We start from the raw sequence: 19,329 nt of genomic DNA, 5'->3' as shown, positions 1-19,329 counted from the left end.
AGAGGATGAGGATCAGTTCAAAATTTCAAAATGTCTTATATCGAGATTCGTGGGGTTACACACTACTACGAGTGGATTACCCAATTGGAACGGACTGCTGCTTCGACTAAGCCTGTGATGGTTTTTATTCACGGCTGGGCGGGTTCGGGGCGCTACTGGGAAAGTACAGCCCAAAAGTTAGTCGAACAGTTTGATTGTTTACTGTATGACATGCGAGGGTTTGGGCGATCGCGCCTGCCTTCTCCCTCTGTCCAAGCGGTTACAGATCTGGGCTATGAGCTAGAAAGCTACGCAGAAGACCTGGCTTTGTTGCTGGATGCTTTAGGACTTGAGCGAGTTTTTCTCAACGCTCATTCAACGGGTTCATCTGTTGCCGTTTTCTTCCTCAACCTTTATCCAGAGCGGGTTGAGCGGGCCATTCTGACTTGTAGCGGTATCTTTGAGTATGACGAGAAGGCGTTTAACGCTTTCTATAAATTTGGCGGGTATGTTGTTAGTTTTCGCCCGTCTTGGCTAGCTAAAATTCCGTTTGTGAACCGCCTGTTTATGGCGCGTTTCCTCCATCGCTCTTTGCCTGATTTAGTTAGCCGGGCTTTCTTGGAAGACTTTCTGATGGCAGACTACGAGGCAGCGATCGGGACAGTCTATACGGCGGTGAGTAAAAAGGCGACTGAGGTAATGCCTCAAGAGTTTGCTCACTTAACCGTACCGACGCTAATTATCTCAGGGCAATACGACCAGATTATTCCAGCAGAAATGGGTAGACAGGCGGCTGCTCTGAGCGACAAGGTAGAGCAGATTGTTATGCCTGAGACTTCCCATTTTCCAATGTTGGAAGACCCAGAAGCTTACCTACGTCACGTGAGAGAGTTTCTGAAACTGCCCAATAGCTCAGCAACGCTAGCTTAGAACATTTCCAGGAAGGAAATTGTTCTCTAGCTTGGGAGGGCGAACAGCCGTTCGCCCTCCCAAGCTAGTCTTGCTCACAGCCGATTCCATCCAAGTCGCTGTCAAACCTGTGTGGATCTGGGGGGCGTACCTCAAAGCGACGATGGGGAATATCGCTACAGTCCAGGTCGGGTGGTGCAGGCGCAATGCAGACACTTGGATAGCTAGAGTCGCAGGATTGCTGAGCCTGAGCAACTGTAAATGTCAGGGCTACGATAAGCGTGGCGATCGCCCCTACTCCCACCCAAGTTTGCTTCACTCTAAACCTAGCTCTCGCTTCAGCAGATTGATGGATTTTGTGCCGATGTAGTTGTCGCAGCAGATTAGCTGAGGCGGACGGATGATATCCTCTCGGCTTGACTGAACAGCCGCTTTCACCGTCTCAAAACTTGCCTGATCACTGATGATTACTTGGGCACTGCGAACTACTGCTTTTAGCTTGTAGGCGTCTTCTGCTTGGGCAGTCATGACCAGCAATTCATCGCCTCGTAGACTGTAGAGGATCACCTCTGCTGCCCGTAAAATACCTGAACTGAGACTTACCAGACCGATGCAGCTATCTCTGGGTAAGCCTCTCAGCAGGTGCAGCTCTTTGCCGTAATCATAAATGTCTACTGGAATGACCCGGACTGACTTGGGGGCAGCGATCGCCTCTGCTTCTCCGATGAAATAGCGACTGGTGACGACTGTCCCTGATCGTGCCTGGTCTAGAATCTGACCCAGTTCTTCCAAGGGAACAAGCTGCACTGGAATCTTCAGGGCTTGCTCTAGTTCTCTAACCATCAGTTCCCCTGCACCGATGTCTTGGCTGGGAGCCGTGACTAGCACTCTGGCGCTACAGCGCAGCCGCCAATCAATTTCTGCCAAAAATAACTCTCTTGCCTGGCTCAAAGAGCAACCTTGAGTCAATAGATCATCCAGGCTTTTTTGCACTAGCTTGTGAGCTTGTGGATGTTGTTCCAAGATAGGAGAACGGGATTTTGCGCCACCCTCGTCTCCTTGTGCCCGCACGTAAATTCCTGAGCCTGCCTGAGCATCGACTACGCCTGATTCTTCAAGCTGGCGATAGACTTTGCTGATTGTGTTGCGGTGTAGCCCGGTTTGCATTGCCAACTGGCGGGTGCTGGGCAAACGATGACCAGGCGGAAACTGCCGTGAGGCGATCGCAAACCGAATCTGGTTGTAGAGTTGGGTTGATGCCGGAATTTCGCTGTCGGGCTGAATGTGAAATTGAACCATCGCAGAGCCTCCGAGGAGCTTGGGAAGTAGAGTGAAACGCCCTACCACTGCAAGCTTGATATCGTAATTCTTACTATTCTTGTGAGTAAGAAGGGGTTTATTTTAGGAGTGGATTCAAGCTGCAAAAGCTATTTACGGCAAAATGCAGCTAATGAAGAAGGGATTTGTAGACCAGCGTACCTCTGTTGTTGAATAAATACCTCATCCAGTTGAGCTCCCTAAACAGGTGGTTTTGGGTAATGCTCAATTCCTGTTGGTTGGGGTGTTCATTTTTTTGAGGCAGTAGCGTCTGTTTCAAGGAGAGCAGACGTGGAGCCACTTCTATTCTAGATTCCCATGACGCAGGTAGGAGATGCCGTGACCAGTGTAGAAATTCGGACTTCTCACGCGGAAGTCCAAAGTCAAGGTTTAAAGATTTCAGCATATCAGGCTGAGCCAGTTGGAATGGGTTCGTTTCCGGCGGTGATTGTATTGCAGGAGATTTTTGGGGTAAACAGCCACATTCGCGATGTGACGGAGCGGTTTGCTCGATTAGGATATGTGGCGATCGCCCCCGCTCTCTATCAACGCCTCAAACCCAATTTTGAAACCGGCTACACCGCCGAAGCGATTCAAGTCGGTAGAGGATATAAAGACAAGACTAAAGCGACAGAGTTACTGGCAGACATTCAGGCAACGATCGACTATTTAAAGATGCTGCCTCAAGTTAAGTCGGAGGCGATCGGCTGTATCGGGTTTTGCTTTGGTGGGCATGTGGCTTACTTGGCAGCAACGCTGCCCGACATTAAAGCAACAGCTTCCTTTTATGGGGCAGGGGTGACTACAATGACCCTAGGTGGGGGTGCTCCGACAGTCAGTCGCACTGCTGAAATTAATGGCACCCTTTACGCCTTTTTTGGCATGGAAGATGCCAGCATTCCGGTTGAGCAGGTCGATCAGGTTGAGGCAGAGCTACAGAAGCACGGCATTGCTCATCAGGTGTTTCGCTATCCGGGTGCTGATCATGGTTTCTTTTGCGATCAGCGGGGTAGCTACAATCCTGAAGCCGCTGCTGATGCCTGGGAAAAAGTGCAACAGCTTTTTCAGAAAATATTGCAGCCCTAATTCAAGGGCGAACGGCAGTTTGCCCCTACCAAGCATTAACGGTTGTACAATAGTTCCTTTCTTGAATTGCCTTGGCGATCGCTCGTTGGAGCATCGCAGCCCGAATGAACCCTTGCCGATTAATGGAGGAAGCTCCAGTTTCTCTTAGTCAAAGGAATCTGGAGCTTCTGAATTGGGTTACCAGGCTCCGTCCTGGTAACGAGAGAAATAAGAAGGTAACTGCTCGATTTAGATGAGCAGGATGTCCATCCCACAAGACTCTTGAACCTTACTAGTGGTTACCGTTGTCATTCCCATTTGTCTTACCGTTGCCGTTGCCACTCTTTGCTAGTACTCGATCCATCAATTTATCGGGTACTTCCTGGAGGTGGGCAAACTGCCAGCGGAAAGAACCAACGCCCTGGGTGAGCGATCGCAATTCCACAATCAGGTCATGCATTTCAGCTTGGGGCAGGTAGGCAGATACTTCATCCCAACTGCGCCAGTTGGGTTTAGCCTCGTAGCCTAAAATTTGTCCCCGACGGGTGCTGATCAGGCGCAGCACGTTGGAGGTGAAGTCGGTAGGAACGGAGATGGCGATCGCCACTACGGGTTCTAACAAAGCGGGTTCACAGCGTCGCAACCCTTCCTGCATGGCAATTCGAGCCGCTTGCTTAAACGCCTGCTCAGAACTGTCTACAGAGTGATAGGAACCATTCGTCAACGTCACTGCTACATCCACCACTGGGAAACCTAGTGGACCGTGCGTCAAATATTCCCGCACTCCCATTTCCACTCCGGGAATGTACTGTCTAGGCACGACTCCACCAACAATCGTTTCATTGAAATTAAACCCTTCACCTCTTTCCAGCGGCTTGATTTCCAAGTAAACATCGCCAAATTGCCCGTGACCGCCCGTTTGGTGCTTATAGCGACCATGCACCGATGCAGCCGATCGCCGAATCGTTTCTTTGTAGGGCACCTGAGGCAGATGGGTTGAGAGCGGCAAGCCATACTTGCGCCGCAGCCGATCGAGCGCCACCAGCAGGTGAATGTCACCTTGTCCCCAGAGAATCACCTCATGCGTATCGCCGTGCTGCTCCCACACCAGAGAGGGATCTTCCTCCACCAGTTTATTGATCGCACTGCTCAGCTTTACCTCGTCACTGCGTTTTTCTGGAGTTAGCGCTAAAGCATAGACCGGGTCAATTCGTTCTGCTTTAGGTAAGGCATTGGCTAGTTGCGCGTCAGTGCTGAGCGTATCCCCAGTTTTAATGCCTTCCAAACGACCCAGCGCCACGATCGCCCCTGCTGCTGCTTCGGTTAGGCTTTGTTGCTGCTGTCCCATCAACTGATAGATGCCGCCAACTCGTACCCCGTTAAGAACTGCTCCATCATTGATAGCACCCTGCCAAACTCGGACAAGAGAGAGCTTGCCGCCCTGGGGAGTGCAATAGGTTTTGAGCACTTGTGCTAATGGATTGGCTCCAGCCATCGTGATGCCCCGCCGTTTAGTGGTTGCTTCGGGGGCAGGGGCTTCACGCAGTAGGGCATCCAGTAGTGGCCGCACGCCAAAATCTTGCTCTGCCATGCCGACAAACACAGGCACGATCAGGTCTGCGCCCAGTTCCATCTTCAGGTCTTGCCAGATTTCTTCCTGGGGTGGGTCAATTTCTTCTAAGAGTTCTTCTAAGAGGTGATCGTCAAAGTTTGCTAGGGTTTCCAGCATTTCAGTACGGGCTGCCCGTTCCTGCTCTTTAAGGGCATCGGGTAACGGCACTGGATCGGCAGGGGCACCGGGATGATATTGGTAAGCCTGTTCGCTCACCAAATCAATGAAGCCTGTAATCTGCTCACCCTGCTTGATTGGATACTGGTGCAGCACCAATGGACGGCTGGAAACTGACTGCAATGCCTGAAGCACTTCGGCAATGTTGGAGTGGGCGCGATCCATCTTGTTGAGGAAAATCAGGTGGGGGATTTCCCAATCGTCTAAAAATTGAAATAGGGGGGAAAGGTTGAGGACGCGATCGCAATCCGGTTCACACACAACGACCGCTGCATCCACACCAATCAAAGCGTTGTAAGTTTCTTGAGCAAACTCAACCGAACCTGGACAATCGAGGAACGTAAAATTAATGCCGCCGTACTCAGTACTGGCGGCATTAACTTCTACAGTCATCTGGCGATCGCGGGCTTCAGCAGTGCTATCCCCGACGGTGTTGCCATCAACCACCCTGCCTTTGCGAGAAATTGCTCCCGTTACTGATAGCAAACTCTCTAATAGTGTGGTTTTACCGCTGAGATAGGGACCGACGATCGCCACATTTCGTGAGCCAGAAAATACTCTTTCGTTCATAGGATGCTCACTCCCGTTCTAAATAAAATGGGTACAGAAAGTGAGGCAGGAATTTATTTCACTGCCTATTTGAAACGAAGCAAACCTAACTGCAAATTAAATAGCCTGACAGAAACCTAATCTCAGCAAAATGGTGCTGAAGCGCTGATGCATGAAATAGATCTGTGTTTGGTCTGTAGCTTGATAAATGGAGTTTCTGTCTCCTGCTATACCTTCAGATTAACCCGACCCTAACTTGGCATAATCGCTTAGTTAGGAAAGTTTATCTGAACGGGATCACGATAAACTTCTGTCATAGATCGTTACGTTTAAGGTTTCGATTGCTTTAGAAAATAGGGCGATCGCCAAATAAAAATAGCCAAATGGGGATCGTCACAAACAGCATAATTGTTGTTAGAACAATGCTGCTCGCAATCAGATCGCGATCGAGTTCATATTCCTCAGCCAAGATTAAACCGGCAAAGGCTGTTGGCATTCCTGACATCAGCACCAGTGCCAGTCGTGGCTCGGCTGACAATCCAGCTAGCGTAGCGACTAAACCGACTAAACTCGGAACTACAAACACTTTAAGAACGGCTGACACCAGTGCTAGCCGTAAACTGTTCCACCCCTGAAGCTGGCTTAGCCGCATCCCCATCAGCAGCAGCGCGGTTGGAATAATTACCCAAATACAGGAATGCAGCCCTGACTCCAGGATGGAAGGTAACTCGACCGCACGAGTCAGATATCCCACTGTGAATGCCCAGAGCGACGGCACGGTTAAGATATCTCGAACCAGGGTGCGCCAACTAATTTGATGCACCGATCGCCCAAAATAGCTTGCCAGAAACACGCCGATTCCATAGGTGCCGACTACATTGTGGGTAATGCTGTAAAACACAATCCAGCCCAAATAATCCTCTGAGACAAAAGCAGGGGCGATCGCCAGTCCCACAAAGCCTGTATTACCAAACATGGATGACAGAATGAAGCTGCCTTGACGCGATCGCGCTTCCCAAAAATTGACGGCGGGTTGTTCAGTAATAGAGGAAGTGGCGATCGCGTGTAGAGATTTTTCTGCGATCGCCTCCTGTACAGGAGCATCCGTTTCACCGCTATTCAAACGCGTGTTAGAGGCAGTTTTTCTGACAATCTGAAGACTAGTCCAGGCTAAAACTAACCCGCAGATTAGAATGGCGATCGTTGCCAGGGGTGCTAAGCCAATCTGATCGGCAAAGTTGGTCTGCCGTGCTAGAGCCAGAATTTCTAGTGGAATACCAACCCAATAAAGGCTGCGTCCCAAAAAACGGGGCAGCGAATCAGGCAAAAAGCGAAATAACAGTAACCCTAGTCCAGTCCAAAACAGCAGCGGAACGTAAGCCTGAAACAGGGTATCTGTCATGCCGTGTAAAAGATACAGAATATCAGCTACAAAGTAGCTTACTCAGAAAAGCCCCGCGAATCAAAGCTGCTCAATACTTTCGATCCGCCACCCTTCTGGCTGGCGTACCAGGTCATAACGTACCCGCACCGTGCTGTCATAGGATTGGCTGAGGTTAACCCGACCGTTCTGATAAAGTTCGCCGACCTCAGACACCTCTGCCACGATCTGAGCTTCGGCTGAACTGGCACTACTCGCTGGAACGGTGTCGGTTGGGCTGGCGCTGCCGACCGCGGATGCATCAGGTGTAGCACTAGATTCTCCTTCGGTTGCGCCTTCGGTTGCGCTTCCGACTCCACTCTGTTCGGCTCCCTCAACCTGTACTGAGACAATCTCATGCTCATATTCCCAATATGAGCTAGTTTGCCGTAGTTCCTCCGCAAAGTATTGCTGTTGAGATAGCGCTTCTCCCGTCAGGATCTGACTGAGTTGATCAATCGCATAGTCTGAGCCACGAGCCTGCGACTTGGTGGATAGCCAAGTCGCAATCACCTGTTGGGCGACTTCCTCAGTCATCGGCGCATTCGGATCATTCGGCGTTTGCGCTTCAGCCGTTACTTCTGGAATGGGTACGGGTGGCTGACTGATCTGGATTTGAAGCTGCTCTCCCTGTAATGAGGGACCTCGGTTGAACAGCAAGCCATAAACTCGGCTAAGCAAAAATCCCAGAATAACAAAACTCAACAGCCCAATCGCGGCGATGAATAGCAGGCGATCGAGTTTGGGACGGCGATTACCTCCTATCCGGCGGGCTGGAGTTAGTTCTGCTTCAGTGGATGAAAGTCCATTTGAAATTAGCCCTCGCTTCCGCTCAGCAGGGTTAGGGGTAGAAGGCGATCGCGAAGCAATACCCGTAAGGGGTCGCCCTCCCTTGCCCCCATTCGCAGTGGCGTTTCCGTTTTTTGCGTCTGGTGAGAGTTGTGAAACCCGCTCTGCTGCTGGCATCGTTGTCCCATTCGTACCTGTCTCCGCGTAGGCTGCTTTAGAGTCGATGGTCGCAGTCGCCGCAGGTGTAGCAGTCGAAATGCTATTCTGCCCTACCGTTTGCCCTACTGTTTGCCCAACAGTGCGTGTCCGAATATCAGAGATACTGCCTGCCTGCCCGACAGGTGTTTGTCTATAGGAAGGTACAGTAGCCGTCTTAACCGATGTCCACTGGTTTGCGGGTTCTGGCTCATTGGGCAATTCCTCCAGGTAAGCCTGCACCTGCTCATCGGCAAAGTAATCCTTTAAGGAGGCTTGCTGTCGTGCCAGGTCACGAAAGTGGGGAAAGACTTCGTTTTGTAGCCAGCGTTCGCCGTACAGACACAGCCCTGGCAGTAAGTCAGGCGACCCTTGAGAATGTTCGCGAATGAAGGCTAGCGACTCATATTCCTGGCTCAGTTCTAGAGCGCGGCTAGCTTCTTCAGTTTGCCCCAGCAGCAGCGCACAGACCGCTTGCTCTAGATGCACATCCTGTCGGGCACCCAGGCGAATGAGCATCAGCTTGGCTCGACGAATCAAAGCGGGCTGACGTTGGGCAAATCCTCTTGCTAGCAATGCGTAGACTGCTAAGTAGGTGGCTACTGCGGAAGGACGACGTGCTTCGGCTTCAAATAGCGTTTGCTGCTCAGTTGCCGTGAGATAACCGCGCAACTGCTGGACAAACCGCAGGAAGTCGTCAATGTTTAGCCCTGACTGGTCGTCACCCGTGCCATCAATGCCGCCTCGATCTTGCAGCATGTCGCGCAGCAGCTTCAGCCCCTGTCGTCGCTCGGTTTCGTGATGCTCTGGCAGGGCTAACAACTCTAAGATGCGATAGGGGCGCAACTTGAATAAGTCAGACTGCATTTCCCCCCGGACGCTGGCAAAAACGCCCTCTCGCAGCAAAAGTTCCTGTCCCGTTTCAAGTGACTCTGCAGCATTTTCGTATTGCCCTTGCTGCCACTGTTCTCGCCCTAGTTCCAGGCAAGCGAAGGCAACCGTCAACACAATGTCAGCTAAAACGATATCGGGCTCGCCAAACCGTCCATTCTTAAGGGGAACGCTGCCGCTGCTAAGGTAAGGACGACCTAGCTTTAGCACCAATTCATATTCGCCTAGCTCAAGCAAGATGAGCAGAGCGCCAACCAGTTCACTGTCTTGAATCTCAATGCTGGGAGTGTAAGGGTCAGCAGTAGGGTCAGTGGCGATCGCTGTTCCCCCAACATTCCCATCAGCCGCATCAACTCTGCCCGCTTCCAAATCGTAGGATTTTGCCAAAAAGCCTGCATCATAATCGCGCCGCTGGTCGGAGTCAGACAAGACGGCATAAGCCTCATCCAAAAGCTGCTTGCGGGCAGCGATCGCCGCCTCTGAATATTCCCGGCGAGGAAGCTGGAGCGCGCGATCGCGGTGAGCCTGCCGCAACTGTTCAGCAGTGGCCTGAATCGGTAAGCCTAGTATTCGGTAATAGTCGAGCGGAATTCGCACAGTCCACTTCCCCAGCAACGAGCAACTCGATCAGATAAAGGTATCGCATCCAAGCCATCAGCAACCACTACATGCCTTTAAAACGGGCATCACGTGCCATCAGGATAGTGTCACTATCATAACTGGCATCGTTTGCAGAAATTTACTCCTCAGCATAGTCAAAAAACGGCTAAATTTAACATAAGTTTTACCCAGTTGGGATGTTAACTTGGATTTTTGGGGCTTGGGGGTTTGGGGTTAGGGAGCAGGGCTAGTTAAAATTGCACATAAATGAGGATTGCATATAAACGAAGATTGCACATCGAGAAAGATAGAGAAATGTCGCGAATGAAGGATGGTCACGCAACTCTTCACCTAAATCCTCAGCCTCTAATCCCCATTCTAAAATCAGCCACCCGTCAGGGTATAAAGAATTAATGCGCTATTCCGCGAGGATACTGTAAATCAATGGTTCAAGAACGAACATTACCAGTTATTTCGGCTGCTTCAACCTCTGTAACCCGTGACGAAGGACTGCGGCTCTACGAAGATATGGTTTTAGGGCGCACCTTTGAGGACAAGTGCGCCGAAATGTACTATCGGGGCAAAATGTTTGGGTTTGTCCACTTGTACAACGGGCAGGAAGCAGTCTCGACGGGTGTAATCAAGTCGATGCGCTCAGATGATTACGTCTGCGGCACCTACCGAGAACACGTTCATGCTCTCAGTGCTGGAGTTCCGCCCCGTGAGATCATGGCTGAGCTATTTGGCAAAGTGACGGGTTGTAGTAAAGGTCGAGGCGGGTCAATGCACCTGTTTTCTGCTGAACACAACCTGCTAGGCGGCTACGCTTTTGTGGCTGAGGGAATTCCTGTCGCTACAGGCGCAGCTTTTCAATCTAAATATAGAAAAGAGGCGTTGGGCGATCGCACGGCTGATCAGGTGACAGCTTGCTTTTTTGGCGACGGTGCAGCCAACAACGGTCAATTTTTTGAATGCCTGAATATGGCGGCTTTGTGGAAGTTGCCGATCTTATACGTGGTGGAAAACAACAAGTGGGCGATCGGCATGGCGCACGAACGAGCCACTTCTCAGCCAGAGATCTACAAAAAAGCTAGCGTGTTTGGAATGCACGGGGTGGAAGTAGACGGTATGGATGTTTTGGCGGTGCGGGCTGTCGCTCAAGAGGCAGTTGCCCGTGCCCGTGCTGGCGAAGGTCCGACGCTGATCGAAGCGCTCACCTACCGTTTTCGCGGACACTCCCTGGCAGATCCAGACGAACTGCGCTCTAAAGCCGAAAAAGAGTTCTGGTTTTCGCGCGACCCGATCAAGAAACTTGCGGCACACCTGATCGAGCAAAATTTGGTTAATCAGGACGAGCTAAAGGAAATCGATCGCCGCATTCAAGCAACGATCGAAGAGGCGGTGCAGTTTGGATTGGATAGCCCCGAACCTGACCCCAAAGATCTCTACCGCTACGTCTTTGCAGAAGATGAGTAGGCATTGATGAAGCCACAAAAATTTTGAGACGTGAAAGATTCGTTTTCACGTCTCAAAATTTTTAAAGAACACCCTCGAAGTTTAGAGGAGCCAAAATGCCAGACCCAATCATGTATCAGGAAGACGCATATGTCGTACTGGAAACCAACCAGCCTGAACAGTTTTTTACGCCAGCAGAGCTACTTGAAAAACTCAAAGGAGTTTTGGCACAGCGGCAGGACGACTTGCCTAGAGACTTACAGCGGTTCGATAGCGTAGACGCGCAGGCTCAATACCTGATGGAAACCTCTTGTGAACTGGATGTCGGCCCAGACGAATTTCTCCAATGGTACGTAGTGCGTCTAGAGAAGTAGACTATGCCTGGGTGGGGGGCTCGGCTGTCGCAGCAACGAGCGCTACATCGACCCGTTCCTCCTCTGGCTGGGTTAGCTCAACCCGTAAGCCCGGCCCAAAAAAACGCTCCATCTTGTCTTGCTTTTTCTGCCAAGTTTCAAACGAAATCAGCGGCGACTCAAACTCTAGAATCAGCGCATAGGCTCCTGCCATGTCTTCCTCTCGCAAACGTTCGAGAACAGGCCGTTCTTCATCCGTGGGACTGAGTCCTAAATGCTCCAGAGAGCTATCTAGATGCGCTTCTTGCCCATAGCGAAAGCGAGTCACATCTTTGCGAATCTGATTTTGAGTCGAGGTAGCCTGCTGTTCTCGTAATGCCACAACGGACGGTGAGGCAGTAACAAGCGGCACAGGCTTTAGCTCAGCAGCTTTGAGCGCCAGTCCGCCTAACAAAATTGGAATGCCGTAAAAGAAGCCAACTAGATTTAGAGTGGCATTGGCTGAGAAATAGGCCACAAACCCCGTAACAGATAAAATACCGCCCACAATTAAACCTAACGTTCCTAGAGAAACTTGACGCAACATAATTAGTAAGTTCGCAGCCTAAGATAAATTCAGCGGTTGTTTGCCATGCACTTGTTCATCGTCTCTGAATGACGGGATGAATGCAACCCAGCTACAATGACCACTGGATGTGATTTCTTAGGAACCTGATGTGGCGATCGCCCTTTACCAAAGGTTCTTCTTTCAAAGAAGCATCCAACTTATTCCCAGAACAGCATCAGCGGAGAATAGTATCGATGTTAGACCCCCAAACCCTTCGTGAAAGAATCAAGCTAATTGAAAGTAAGCGTGAATCTCTGCTGAGATTGTTAGAACAGCCAGACTTAGGCACGTTGAGAATTGACGTTAATCAGGCACTTGAAGAGATCGACGACCTGATTGACGAATTCAAACGAACTTTTCCTGAAAGTGAGCTTAATTAACGTAATTCAGGTTATTTCAATTCCCCTTAAAGCTTAAAGCCGCATATTTTGGAGGTTAACCCGTTTACGCGAGTTAGGCTCCAAAATATGCAGCTTTGCTAGGAACAGTATCAATTTGAATCAATTAACGAATTAGCGCAGGTATATAGAGAGCAAGCAAAATAACTTCTGCCTTGTAATGCGATCGCGCCTGATGCTTCAAGGATACTACCTTAAAATTTGAAGAAGTTTAGCCTTCAAACCTTAGGCTGAAAGATTTAGCAGAGTATGGTGCTTTTCTAATATTTTTGACCCTGCGTTAACGATTAATAGCGCGTTCACCCAGTTGATTAACAACATCAACTAGCTCTTGAATCGGTACTGCCTTCTCACAAAAGGCATCAATTTTAGCAGTTTGAATCATCACCTCCACCTGTGGATCTTTCACTGATGAATAAGCAAGGATCTGGACATTGGGATACAGACTTTTAATGTGGTTAGAGGCACTTAGACCATCCATAATCGGCATTTGGAGATCGAGAATTACCACATTGGGTCGATGCTGTTGTACCATCTCGATCGCCTCCTGACCATTGCTAGCCAGACCGACTAACTCAATATGAGGCTGTCTTTGTAGCGCCAGCTTTAGGCTAAAACGCACAAGTTCATGGTCATCAGCAACAAGAACACGAAGCTTAGAATGTTTGTAGGGCAGCATCACGATAGAATGAATGGACTCGAAGGACGTTAAACTACCTCGGCTGGAGCTTATAACTTAACTATTAGTTTAAGCAGAATAAAGCTCTAACTCCCTCTACCGTTCGAGCGAACCAAGCTAGGTAGGCTTCATCCTTTCACGGTATTGAGTCCTGGCTGAAACGCGAGATAATTTGCGAAAAAAAGCCTGCTTCTAGAGAAAAAGCAAGAATATAGGCTGTTAATCGCTCTAAAGTTACTTACGACTTGCCCGAATTATATGCCTGCCAAATCGTTCTTGACTACTCTTTGGTGGAACTCTTTATCAAAAAATCTAAGATTTATAAGTTCATAAGAGCTGAAATTTAAGTCAGCCTATTCTTGGCTTATGCGAGTCTAAAACCCTAGGTCTAAAACCCTAACGGACGGATTATAAAGACAAGTCTTGGAAATTCCGTGAAAGAATAGAGAAGCCGCAGTTTAAAAGACGCAACCAACAGGCAAAATTCAATCTGACCATTTAATGATTTATGACTAAGACGCATACTGTCGAGATTTACCACCAAGGCGCAACTAAAACCCTGACAGTGCCCGAAAATCAAACAATCTTGGAAGCTGCTCAGGCTTCAGGGCTAGATTTGCCCTATTCTTGCAGTGCAGGAGTCTGTACGACCTGCGCGGCTCAAATTTTGGAAGGAACGGTAGACCAAAGCGACGGCATGGGGATCAGTCCTGAGATCCGAGAGCAGGGCTATGCGCTGCTGTGTGTAGCTTATCCTCGTTCTGATCTAAAAATTGAGACCGAAAAAGAAGAGGTCGTCTATCACCTCCAGTTTGGACAGTTTCAACAGCGCAAGTAGCTGCTATAAGTTGCTATCACCAGTCGTAGACCGACTGTTTGATCGCTACTCGATGGCACACGGATGGTAAACGACATTTGACAGTGAGTAACCGTTCGACAATAATTGGCTCGGCTGACTCACTCATCTTTCAATTCAGTTCATTCAGTTGATCTAGCTATATGACGACTCATTTTATTGACGCCGAGGTTGCGATTCAAGAATCGCCTGTTGAAATGCATCGAGCTATTGAGGCTGAGCTGCAAAAGCGGGGAGAGCCGCTGCGTTGGGCTGTGACGGCTGTAGATGTAGCAACCCAAAAGGTACGGGTTGAAGCAGTTGTCACGACAGAGGATGTAACTCTAGCGCAACAGGGCTGATTGTTTGAGCCAGCGTTTGTATACGACTGTTTTAATTGTTCCGACAGGGATCGGGGCATCTGTTGGGGGATACGCAGGGGATGCACTGCCCGTGGCTCGGGCGATCGCCCAGGTCAGCGATCGCCTGATTACTCATCCTAATGTCCTCAATGGCGCACAGCTTTACTGGCCCTTACCCAACGCTTTCTATGTAGAGGGGTATGGGCTAGATCAGTTTGCAGCAGGCAACTGGGGATTGCGACCCGTCCATCAAAACCGAGTAGGGTTGGTTTTGGATCAGGGAATTGAACCAGAATTGCGGCTAAGGCACCTTCAAGTTGCAGATGCCGCTAGAGCCACACTAGGTCTATCTCTGACTGATTATGTTGTGACTGATATGCCATTGGGGGTAGAGCTACGTCAGGCTGCCTCTGGCGCAACTTGGGGAACGATTCAGCATCCAGATAGTTTGCTGCGAGCAACGGAGAAGTTGATCAAACAGGCAGGTGCAGAGGCGATCGCTGTCGTTGCTCGGTTTCCCGATGACACAGGAAGTGAAGCCTTGCAAGCCTATCGTCACGGTCAGGGCGTTGACCCCCTGGCAGGTGCAGAGGCAGTGATTAGCCATCTGGTAGTACGAACCTTCCACATCCCTTGTGCCCATGCTCCGGCCCTTTCTCCCCTGCCGCTTGACCCAAAGGTGTCTCCACGCTCAGCTGCCGAGGAGTTGGGTTACACCTTCCTACCCTGCGTTTTAGTGGGTCTGAGCCGTGCCCCACAGTTTGTGAAACCCTCAGCCCAATCCTTAGCTCAACCCGATCACCTGTGGGCAGATCAGGTGGATGCGCTGATTGTTCCGTCGAGTGCCTGTGGTGGCAGCGCTGTTCTCAGTCTGAGTCACACTGCCCAGATCATTGCAGTTCACGATAACAAAACTCGGATGCAGTCTTATCCAGACGCTTTAGGAATTTCAGCCCTTCAGGTCAATTCTTATCTGGAAGCATTAGGTGTACTGGTGTCCCATCGAGCTGGCATCAGCCCCGCTGCCTTGCAACCTCAAATGGGCTCAATAGAGCTGCTTTGAAAAGTAGGTCTATTACCCGTAACAGATTGAAAAATTGCTAAGAAGAAAACTTTCTGAATCCTGGTTTTGAGTCCCAACTGGCTGATCTTGCGCTATCTTGCGAGTACTGCGAGTAAAGTCATTGGGTTGAGCGATTTTGCTTCAAATAGATTTCGTTTGAAATAGATTTGAAATAGAAAAGACGTTCTTCGCAAACTCTATCTTTGTAAGCACTCAACTTTCTTAATTTTTCTATCTATTGTGACTGAGCAGCTTCCTCAAGACCCAACTGTAGAGTCTCTAACCCGTGTGCAAATCCTGGTAGCAATGGCGGTGACAGCTATCATTTTGTTGCTTGTCGCCCGACTGTGGCTACTATTTGACTCTGTTTCCCTGTTAGCGGTAAATCTATCCGTCAATGCCTTACTGATAGGATTGGGGATAGGATTGGGGATCACGACCGCTAGTGCGATTGTTTATCGCCTCTGGTCTAGCTATCAAAAGAGTGCCGATTATTATCTAGAATTGGTGCTTAAACCATTAATTTGGTTTGATTTGATCTGGCTGGGGTTGCTGCCCGGTTTAAGCGAGGAATTGCTGTTTCGTGGAGTGATGTTGCCTGCGATCGGGCTAAATCCTTTTGGGGTTTTTGTTTCTAGCGTTTGTTTTGGAGTGCTTCACTACAGCGGTTCACAGCAGTGGGCTTACGTCATTTGGGCGGCAGTTATTGGGGGCGTACTGGGAATCAGCGCTCTAGAAACAGGAAACTTGCTGGTTCCCATCGTGGCTCATATCACTACGAATTTGATTTCAAGCTGTATGTGGAAAGTGAAACACTAGGGTTGAGTATTAAGGTTGAGTATTTGGTTCTACCTGCTGCACACAACCGTCTCGGATTGCATCTTTCAAGATAGCTAGAAGTGTGCGATCGCGCCTTGTCAAATTGGCTGTGCCACTTACTTGCTGAATGTAAGCATGGGTAGCGGGAGACAGTTCTCCGGTTGCTAGGGCATTGCGTACACAAAATTCAAGGTTGGCATCTAGGTCGTTCCGTAAAGCGCTGCTGACAAAGTTTGCAAACATTTTTGTTCGGGTAGAGGTAAATGAAGATTCAGGATTTCACCCATAAATTCCTGAATTCTTGCCCTTCACGTTCCCATCCGGATAGTTTGCATAAATGTAATGAATTTTAGCGATCGCCATCAACCTATAAAAAAGTCCGAGTCTGCCATGAAAGGACATGACAGACTCGGACTTGATCGAATTGTATTTGCTACGCGAGTGTATTTACTACGCGAGCCTATGCTGATACTGCTGCGGGTTCGGAAACTGCAACTGGGTAAACGCTTACCTTCTTGCGGTTCTTACCCCGACGCTCAAATGTGACGACTCCATCAATCAGAGCAAACAGCGTGTCGTCGTTGCCTCGACCTACGTTTGAACCGGGATGAACTTTAGTGCCACGTTGACGCACTAAGATGTTTCCTGCTCTGACAACCTGTCCGCCATAACGCTTGACTCCCAGGCGTTGAGCATTAGAGTCACGACCGTTACGGGTACTACCTGTTCCTTTCTTATGAGCCATAATCGTTCCTGCGATCGCTATCTACACGTATTTATCTAACTTAAGCTTAACTGGCGAACCAGTTTCCCGTAAGCAAATCAGAGACTAAAGGGCTATCAGGATTCTGAATCCTGTGCCTCTTCCTCTGCTGCATCTGCTTCAACTTCAGCGCTCTTAGAAGCAGTCTCTTTAGAAGAAGTTGCCTTTGGACTGTCACCTGCGATGACAGAACCATTCAAGCTGATGGAGTGAATCATCAAGCGGGTTAGTTCTTGACGATGTCCTTGCTTTCTGCGCGTTTTCTTCTTGGGACGCATCTTGTAGACAATGATTTTGCGATCCCGCAGATGACGTAGCACAGTTGCTTCTACTGTGGCACCCTCAACTAGAGGTTGACCCACGGAAGCATCTCCGTCCTGATCGATAAACAGAACTTGCTCGATTGTGACCTGCTCATCTTCGTCAACTGCAAGGCGCTCGACATCGTAAAAGCGACCCGGCTCAACCCGTAACTGTTTGCCGCCCGTCTCAATAATTGCGTAAGCCATAAAATTCGTCCTAATGGATGCCGTACAGGTAACTGGCTTATATCTCTCAGCTAAACACCAGTTTTAAGGCTTTGAAGAACCTGATCCGAGCAAGTAAACAACCAGTTAACCATAATGCCTAATTTAAAGGGATAGTGTCAAGCAAAGTCGGATGCATGTTGAATTGAGTCAAATTTCTTAGACTCGGAAAAGACACCCCCGACGAGTTCTAACTGCCCCCATGCCAAATCGTCTTGCTCAGGCACAGAGCCTCTACCTCCGCAAACACGCCGAAAATCCAATCAACTGGTGGTCTTGGGACGATGAAGCCCTGGAGACGGCAAAGCGAGAAAACAAACCGATCTTCTTGTCCATCGGCTACTCTAGCTGCCACTGGTGCACGGTGATGGAGGGCGAGGCGTTTTCGGATGAGGCGATCGCCGATTATATGAATGCTAACTTCCTACCGATCAAGGTAGATCGGGAAGAGCGTCCCGACCTCGACAGCATCTATATGCAAGCACTGCAGATGATGGTCGGGCAAGGTGGTTGGCCGTTAAATATATTTCTCACTCCAGGCGATCTCGTGCCTTTTTATGGGGGCACCTACTTTCCGCTGGAGGCAAAGTACGGGCGACCGGGATTCCTTCAGGTGCTTCAAGCCATTCGCCGCTTTTATGACAGCGAGACGGAGAAAGTAGAGTCTGTCAAAGCAGAAATCCTGGCAAATTTACAGAGTGCAGCGGTGCAGTCGGCGGCAGGTGAACTCGGAAAAGATCTGCTGCGGCTAGGGTTGGAGTACAGCGCTGGAATTCTTAGCTCTAGAGGCATGGGCAACAGTTTCCCTATGATCCCCTACGCCGAAGCAGCTTTGCGAGGCGTGCGGTTTCATTTTGCCGACTCTAGATATGATGCAGCTACAGCCTGTCAGCAGCGAGGGCTAGACCTGGCACTAGGTGGAATTTTTGATCACGTTGCAGGCGGATTTCATCGCTATACCGTTGACTCGACCTAGACAGTGCCCCACTTTGAAAAGATGCTCTACGACAACGGGCAGATTGTTGAGTATCTAGCAAACCTTTGGGGGGCTGGGTTTGAGGAACCTGCCTTTGAGCGGGCGATCGCCCAAACCGTCGAATGGCTGAAGCGAGAAATGACTTCCCCTCAAGGCTATTTCTACGCCGCTCAGGATGCTGACAGCTTCGTCACTCCCTCTGATCTAGAACCAGAGGAAGGCGTGTTTTACGTCTGGCACTACCAAGACCTATCAGAATTGCTCAGTGAAGCGGAACTGAATGAACTAGCAGAGCAGTTTACCATCACTGCCGATGGCAATTTTGAAGGACAAAATGTATTGCAACGTCGCCAACCGACAACTCAGCGACACGACAGAGCTAATTCTGAAGAAGCTATTTGCTGTCCGCTATGGCGCACTGCCGGAAACCGTAATTACCTTCCCGCCTGCTCAAAACAACCAGGAAGCCAAATCCCAAAACTGGGCAGGACGCATTCCCTCAGTGACAGATACAAAAATAATCGTCGCCTGGAACAGCCTGATGATTTCAGGACTGGCAAGAGCCGCTGCGGTGCTACAAAAGCCGGATTACTTGAAATTGGCGAGTCAAGCAGCCGATTTTATTTTGAATCATCAACGGGTGGGCGATCGCTTCCAGCGGCTCAACTACAACGGCAAACCAGCAGTCTTAGCTCAGTCCGAAGACTATGCCCTATTCATCAAAGCTCTACTCGACCTTGATCAAGCCACCCAAGCCCTCCCTAACCCGCAATCCTCCTACCTCACTCACGCCGTCAAACTCCAAACAGAATTTGACGACTTCCTCTGGAGCGTTGAACTAGGAGGGTATTACAACACGGATGCTAGCAGTGATTTAGGGACTTGCGGGAAAATAGCATACCCGTCACTCTAGAGATGTAGAGTACGGGAACAACTCTGCTATTATGCTAACCCTGCTGACTCTGGAGGGCCTGAAATGCTGTTAGACG

Annotated in this window: 19 protein-coding genes and 1 pseudogene; 10 read left to right on the top strand and 10 right to left on the bottom strand. The window is 49.7% G+C overall.

Annotated features, from left to right (window positions below):
* Nucleotides 1–30 precede the first annotated feature (30 nt).
* Nucleotides 31–909, top strand: coding sequence for an alpha/beta hydrolase (locus H6G00_RS21435; RefSeq protein WP_190798302.1), 879 nt, complete (start codon nt 31–33; stop codon nt 907–909).
* A gap of 64 nt (nt 910–973) precedes the next feature.
* Here H6G00_RS21435 and H6G00_RS21430 read toward each other — a convergent pair whose 3' ends face one another.
* The gene (locus H6G00_RS21430; protein ID WP_199318637.1) at nt 974–1,207 is read right to left on the bottom strand and encodes a hypothetical protein; all 234 of its coding nucleotides are present in this window, start codon (nt 1,205–1,207) and stop codon (nt 974–976) included.
* Complete coding sequence (locus H6G00_RS21425) at nt 1,204–2,187, bottom strand: GntR family transcriptional regulator (protein WP_190798301.1); 984 nt, start codon at nt 2,185–2,187, stop codon at nt 1,204–1,206. The genes H6G00_RS21430 and H6G00_RS21425 overlap by 4 nt, the downstream gene beginning before the upstream one ends.
* 336 nt (nt 2,188–2,523) lie before the next feature.
* Here H6G00_RS21425 and H6G00_RS21420 point away from each other — a divergent pair, with 336 nt between their 5' ends.
* Nucleotides 2,524–3,291, top strand: coding sequence for a dienelactone hydrolase family protein (locus tag H6G00_RS21420; protein WP_190798300.1), 768 nt, complete (start codon nt 2,524–2,526; stop codon nt 3,289–3,291).
* 271 nt (nt 3,292–3,562) lie between these two features.
* On the opposite strand, the gene H6G00_RS21415 is transcribed toward H6G00_RS21420, so the two are convergent.
* From H6G00_RS21415 to H6G00_RS21405, 3 genes are all read right to left on the bottom strand, one after another.
* Nucleotides 3,563–5,629, bottom strand: a complete 2,067-nt coding sequence (locus H6G00_RS21415; RefSeq protein ID WP_190798299.1) for an elongation factor G — start codon at nt 5,627–5,629, stop codon at nt 3,563–3,565.
* 325 nt (nt 5,630–5,954) lie between these two features.
* On the bottom strand, nt 5,955–7,010 hold the full coding sequence (locus tag H6G00_RS21410; protein ID WP_190798298.1) for an AEC family transporter: 1,056 nt from the start codon (nt 7,008–7,010) through the stop codon (nt 5,955–5,957).
* Nucleotides 7,011–7,070: 60 nt separating this feature from the next.
* Nucleotides 7,071–9,500: an IMS domain-containing protein gene (locus tag H6G00_RS21405; RefSeq protein WP_190646114.1), complete on the bottom strand. Its 2,430-nt coding sequence runs from the start codon at nt 9,498–9,500 to the stop codon at nt 7,071–7,073.
* A gap of 447 nt (nt 9,501–9,947) precedes the next feature.
* On the opposite strand from H6G00_RS21405, the gene pdhA reads away from it, so the two are divergent.
* Complete coding sequence (pdhA, locus tag H6G00_RS21400; protein WP_190646115.1) at nt 9,948–10,979, top strand: pyruvate dehydrogenase (acetyl-transferring) E1 component subunit alpha; 1,032 nt, start codon at nt 9,948–9,950, stop codon at nt 10,977–10,979.
* A gap of 95 nt (nt 10,980–11,074) precedes the next feature.
* On the top strand, nt 11,075–11,332 hold the full coding sequence (locus H6G00_RS21395) for a chlororespiratory reduction protein 7 (RefSeq protein ID WP_190646116.1): 258 nt from the start codon (nt 11,075–11,077) through the stop codon (nt 11,330–11,332).
* A 1-nt stretch (nt 11,333) separates the two neighbouring features.
* Here the strand turns inward: H6G00_RS21395 and H6G00_RS21390 are convergent, their stop codons facing one another.
* Nucleotides 11,334–11,897, bottom strand: a complete 564-nt coding sequence (locus tag H6G00_RS21390) for a DUF2854 domain-containing protein (RefSeq protein WP_190687040.1) — start codon at nt 11,895–11,897, stop codon at nt 11,334–11,336.
* 215 nt (nt 11,898–12,112) lie between these two features.
* On the opposite strand from H6G00_RS21390, the gene H6G00_RS21385 reads away from it, so the two are divergent.
* Nucleotides 12,113–12,298: a hypothetical protein gene (locus tag H6G00_RS21385; protein WP_190646118.1), complete on the top strand. Its 186-nt coding sequence runs from the start codon at nt 12,113–12,115 to the stop codon at nt 12,296–12,298.
* A 298-nt stretch (nt 12,299–12,596) separates the two neighbouring features.
* Here H6G00_RS21385 and H6G00_RS21380 read toward each other — a convergent pair whose 3' ends face one another.
* Entirely contained in the window at nt 12,597–12,995 is a 399-nt protein-coding gene (locus H6G00_RS21380; RefSeq protein ID WP_190646119.1) for a response regulator transcription factor, read from the bottom strand.
* 508 nt (nt 12,996–13,503) lie between these two features.
* Between H6G00_RS21380 and H6G00_RS21375 the strand changes: the two genes are divergently transcribed.
* The 4 genes from H6G00_RS21375 (at nt 13,504) to H6G00_RS21360 (ending at nt 16,074) form a co-directional block, all read left to right on the top strand.
* Entirely contained in the window at nt 13,504–13,833 is a 330-nt protein-coding gene (locus H6G00_RS21375; RefSeq protein WP_190646120.1) for a 2Fe-2S iron-sulfur cluster-binding protein, read from the top strand.
* Between the two features lie 161 nt (nt 13,834–13,994).
* The gene (locus tag H6G00_RS21370) at nt 13,995–14,192 is read left to right on the top strand and encodes a hypothetical protein (protein ID WP_190646121.1); all 198 of its coding nucleotides are present in this window, start codon (nt 13,995–13,997) and stop codon (nt 14,190–14,192) included.
* Between the two features lie 4 nt (nt 14,193–14,196).
* Nucleotides 14,197–15,255 (top strand): DUF3326 domain-containing protein, encoded by a 1,059-nt coding sequence (locus tag H6G00_RS21365; protein ID WP_190798297.1) that lies wholly within the window; start codon nt 14,197–14,199, stop codon nt 15,253–15,255.
* 240 nt (nt 15,256–15,495) lie between these two features.
* Nucleotides 15,496–16,074, top strand: coding sequence for a CPBP family glutamic-type intramembrane protease (locus H6G00_RS21360; protein WP_190798296.1), 579 nt, complete (start codon nt 15,496–15,498; stop codon nt 16,072–16,074).
* 9 nt (nt 16,075–16,083) lie between these two features.
* Here H6G00_RS21360 and H6G00_RS21355 read toward each other — a convergent pair whose 3' ends face one another.
* The 3 genes from H6G00_RS21355 to rplU all read right to left on the bottom strand — a co-directional run bounded on the left by H6G00_RS21355 (nt 16,084) and on the right by rplU (nt 17,346).
* Nucleotides 16,084–16,317, bottom strand: a complete 234-nt coding sequence (locus H6G00_RS21355) for a hypothetical protein (protein ID WP_190798295.1) — start codon at nt 16,315–16,317, stop codon at nt 16,084–16,086.
* A 217-nt stretch (nt 16,318–16,534) separates the two neighbouring features.
* The gene (gene rpmA, locus H6G00_RS21350; RefSeq protein ID WP_190646125.1) at nt 16,535–16,819 is read right to left on the bottom strand and encodes a 50S ribosomal protein L27; all 285 of its coding nucleotides are present in this window, start codon (nt 16,817–16,819) and stop codon (nt 16,535–16,537) included.
* Nucleotides 16,820–16,914: 95 nt separating this feature from the next.
* A complete protein-coding gene (gene rplU / locus H6G00_RS21345) occupies nt 16,915–17,346 on the bottom strand; it encodes a 50S ribosomal protein L21 (RefSeq protein WP_190798294.1) in 432 nt (143 codons plus the stop codon).
* A gap of 220 nt (nt 17,347–17,566) precedes the next feature.
* Here rplU and H6G00_RS21340 point away from each other — a divergent pair.
* Nucleotides 17,567–19,217, top strand: a pseudogene (locus H6G00_RS21340) (thioredoxin domain-containing protein); the annotation flags it as partial.
* Between the last annotated feature and the right edge of the window lie 112 nt (nt 19,218–19,329).

Source organism: Leptolyngbya sp. FACHB-541 (assembly GCF_014695875.1).
Lineage (GTDB): Bacteria > Cyanobacteriota > Cyanobacteriia > Elainellales > Elainellaceae > JAAUTN01.
Note: the sequence above shows the minus strand (reverse complement) of the source record. Positions and strands in the feature narration are given on the sequence as shown.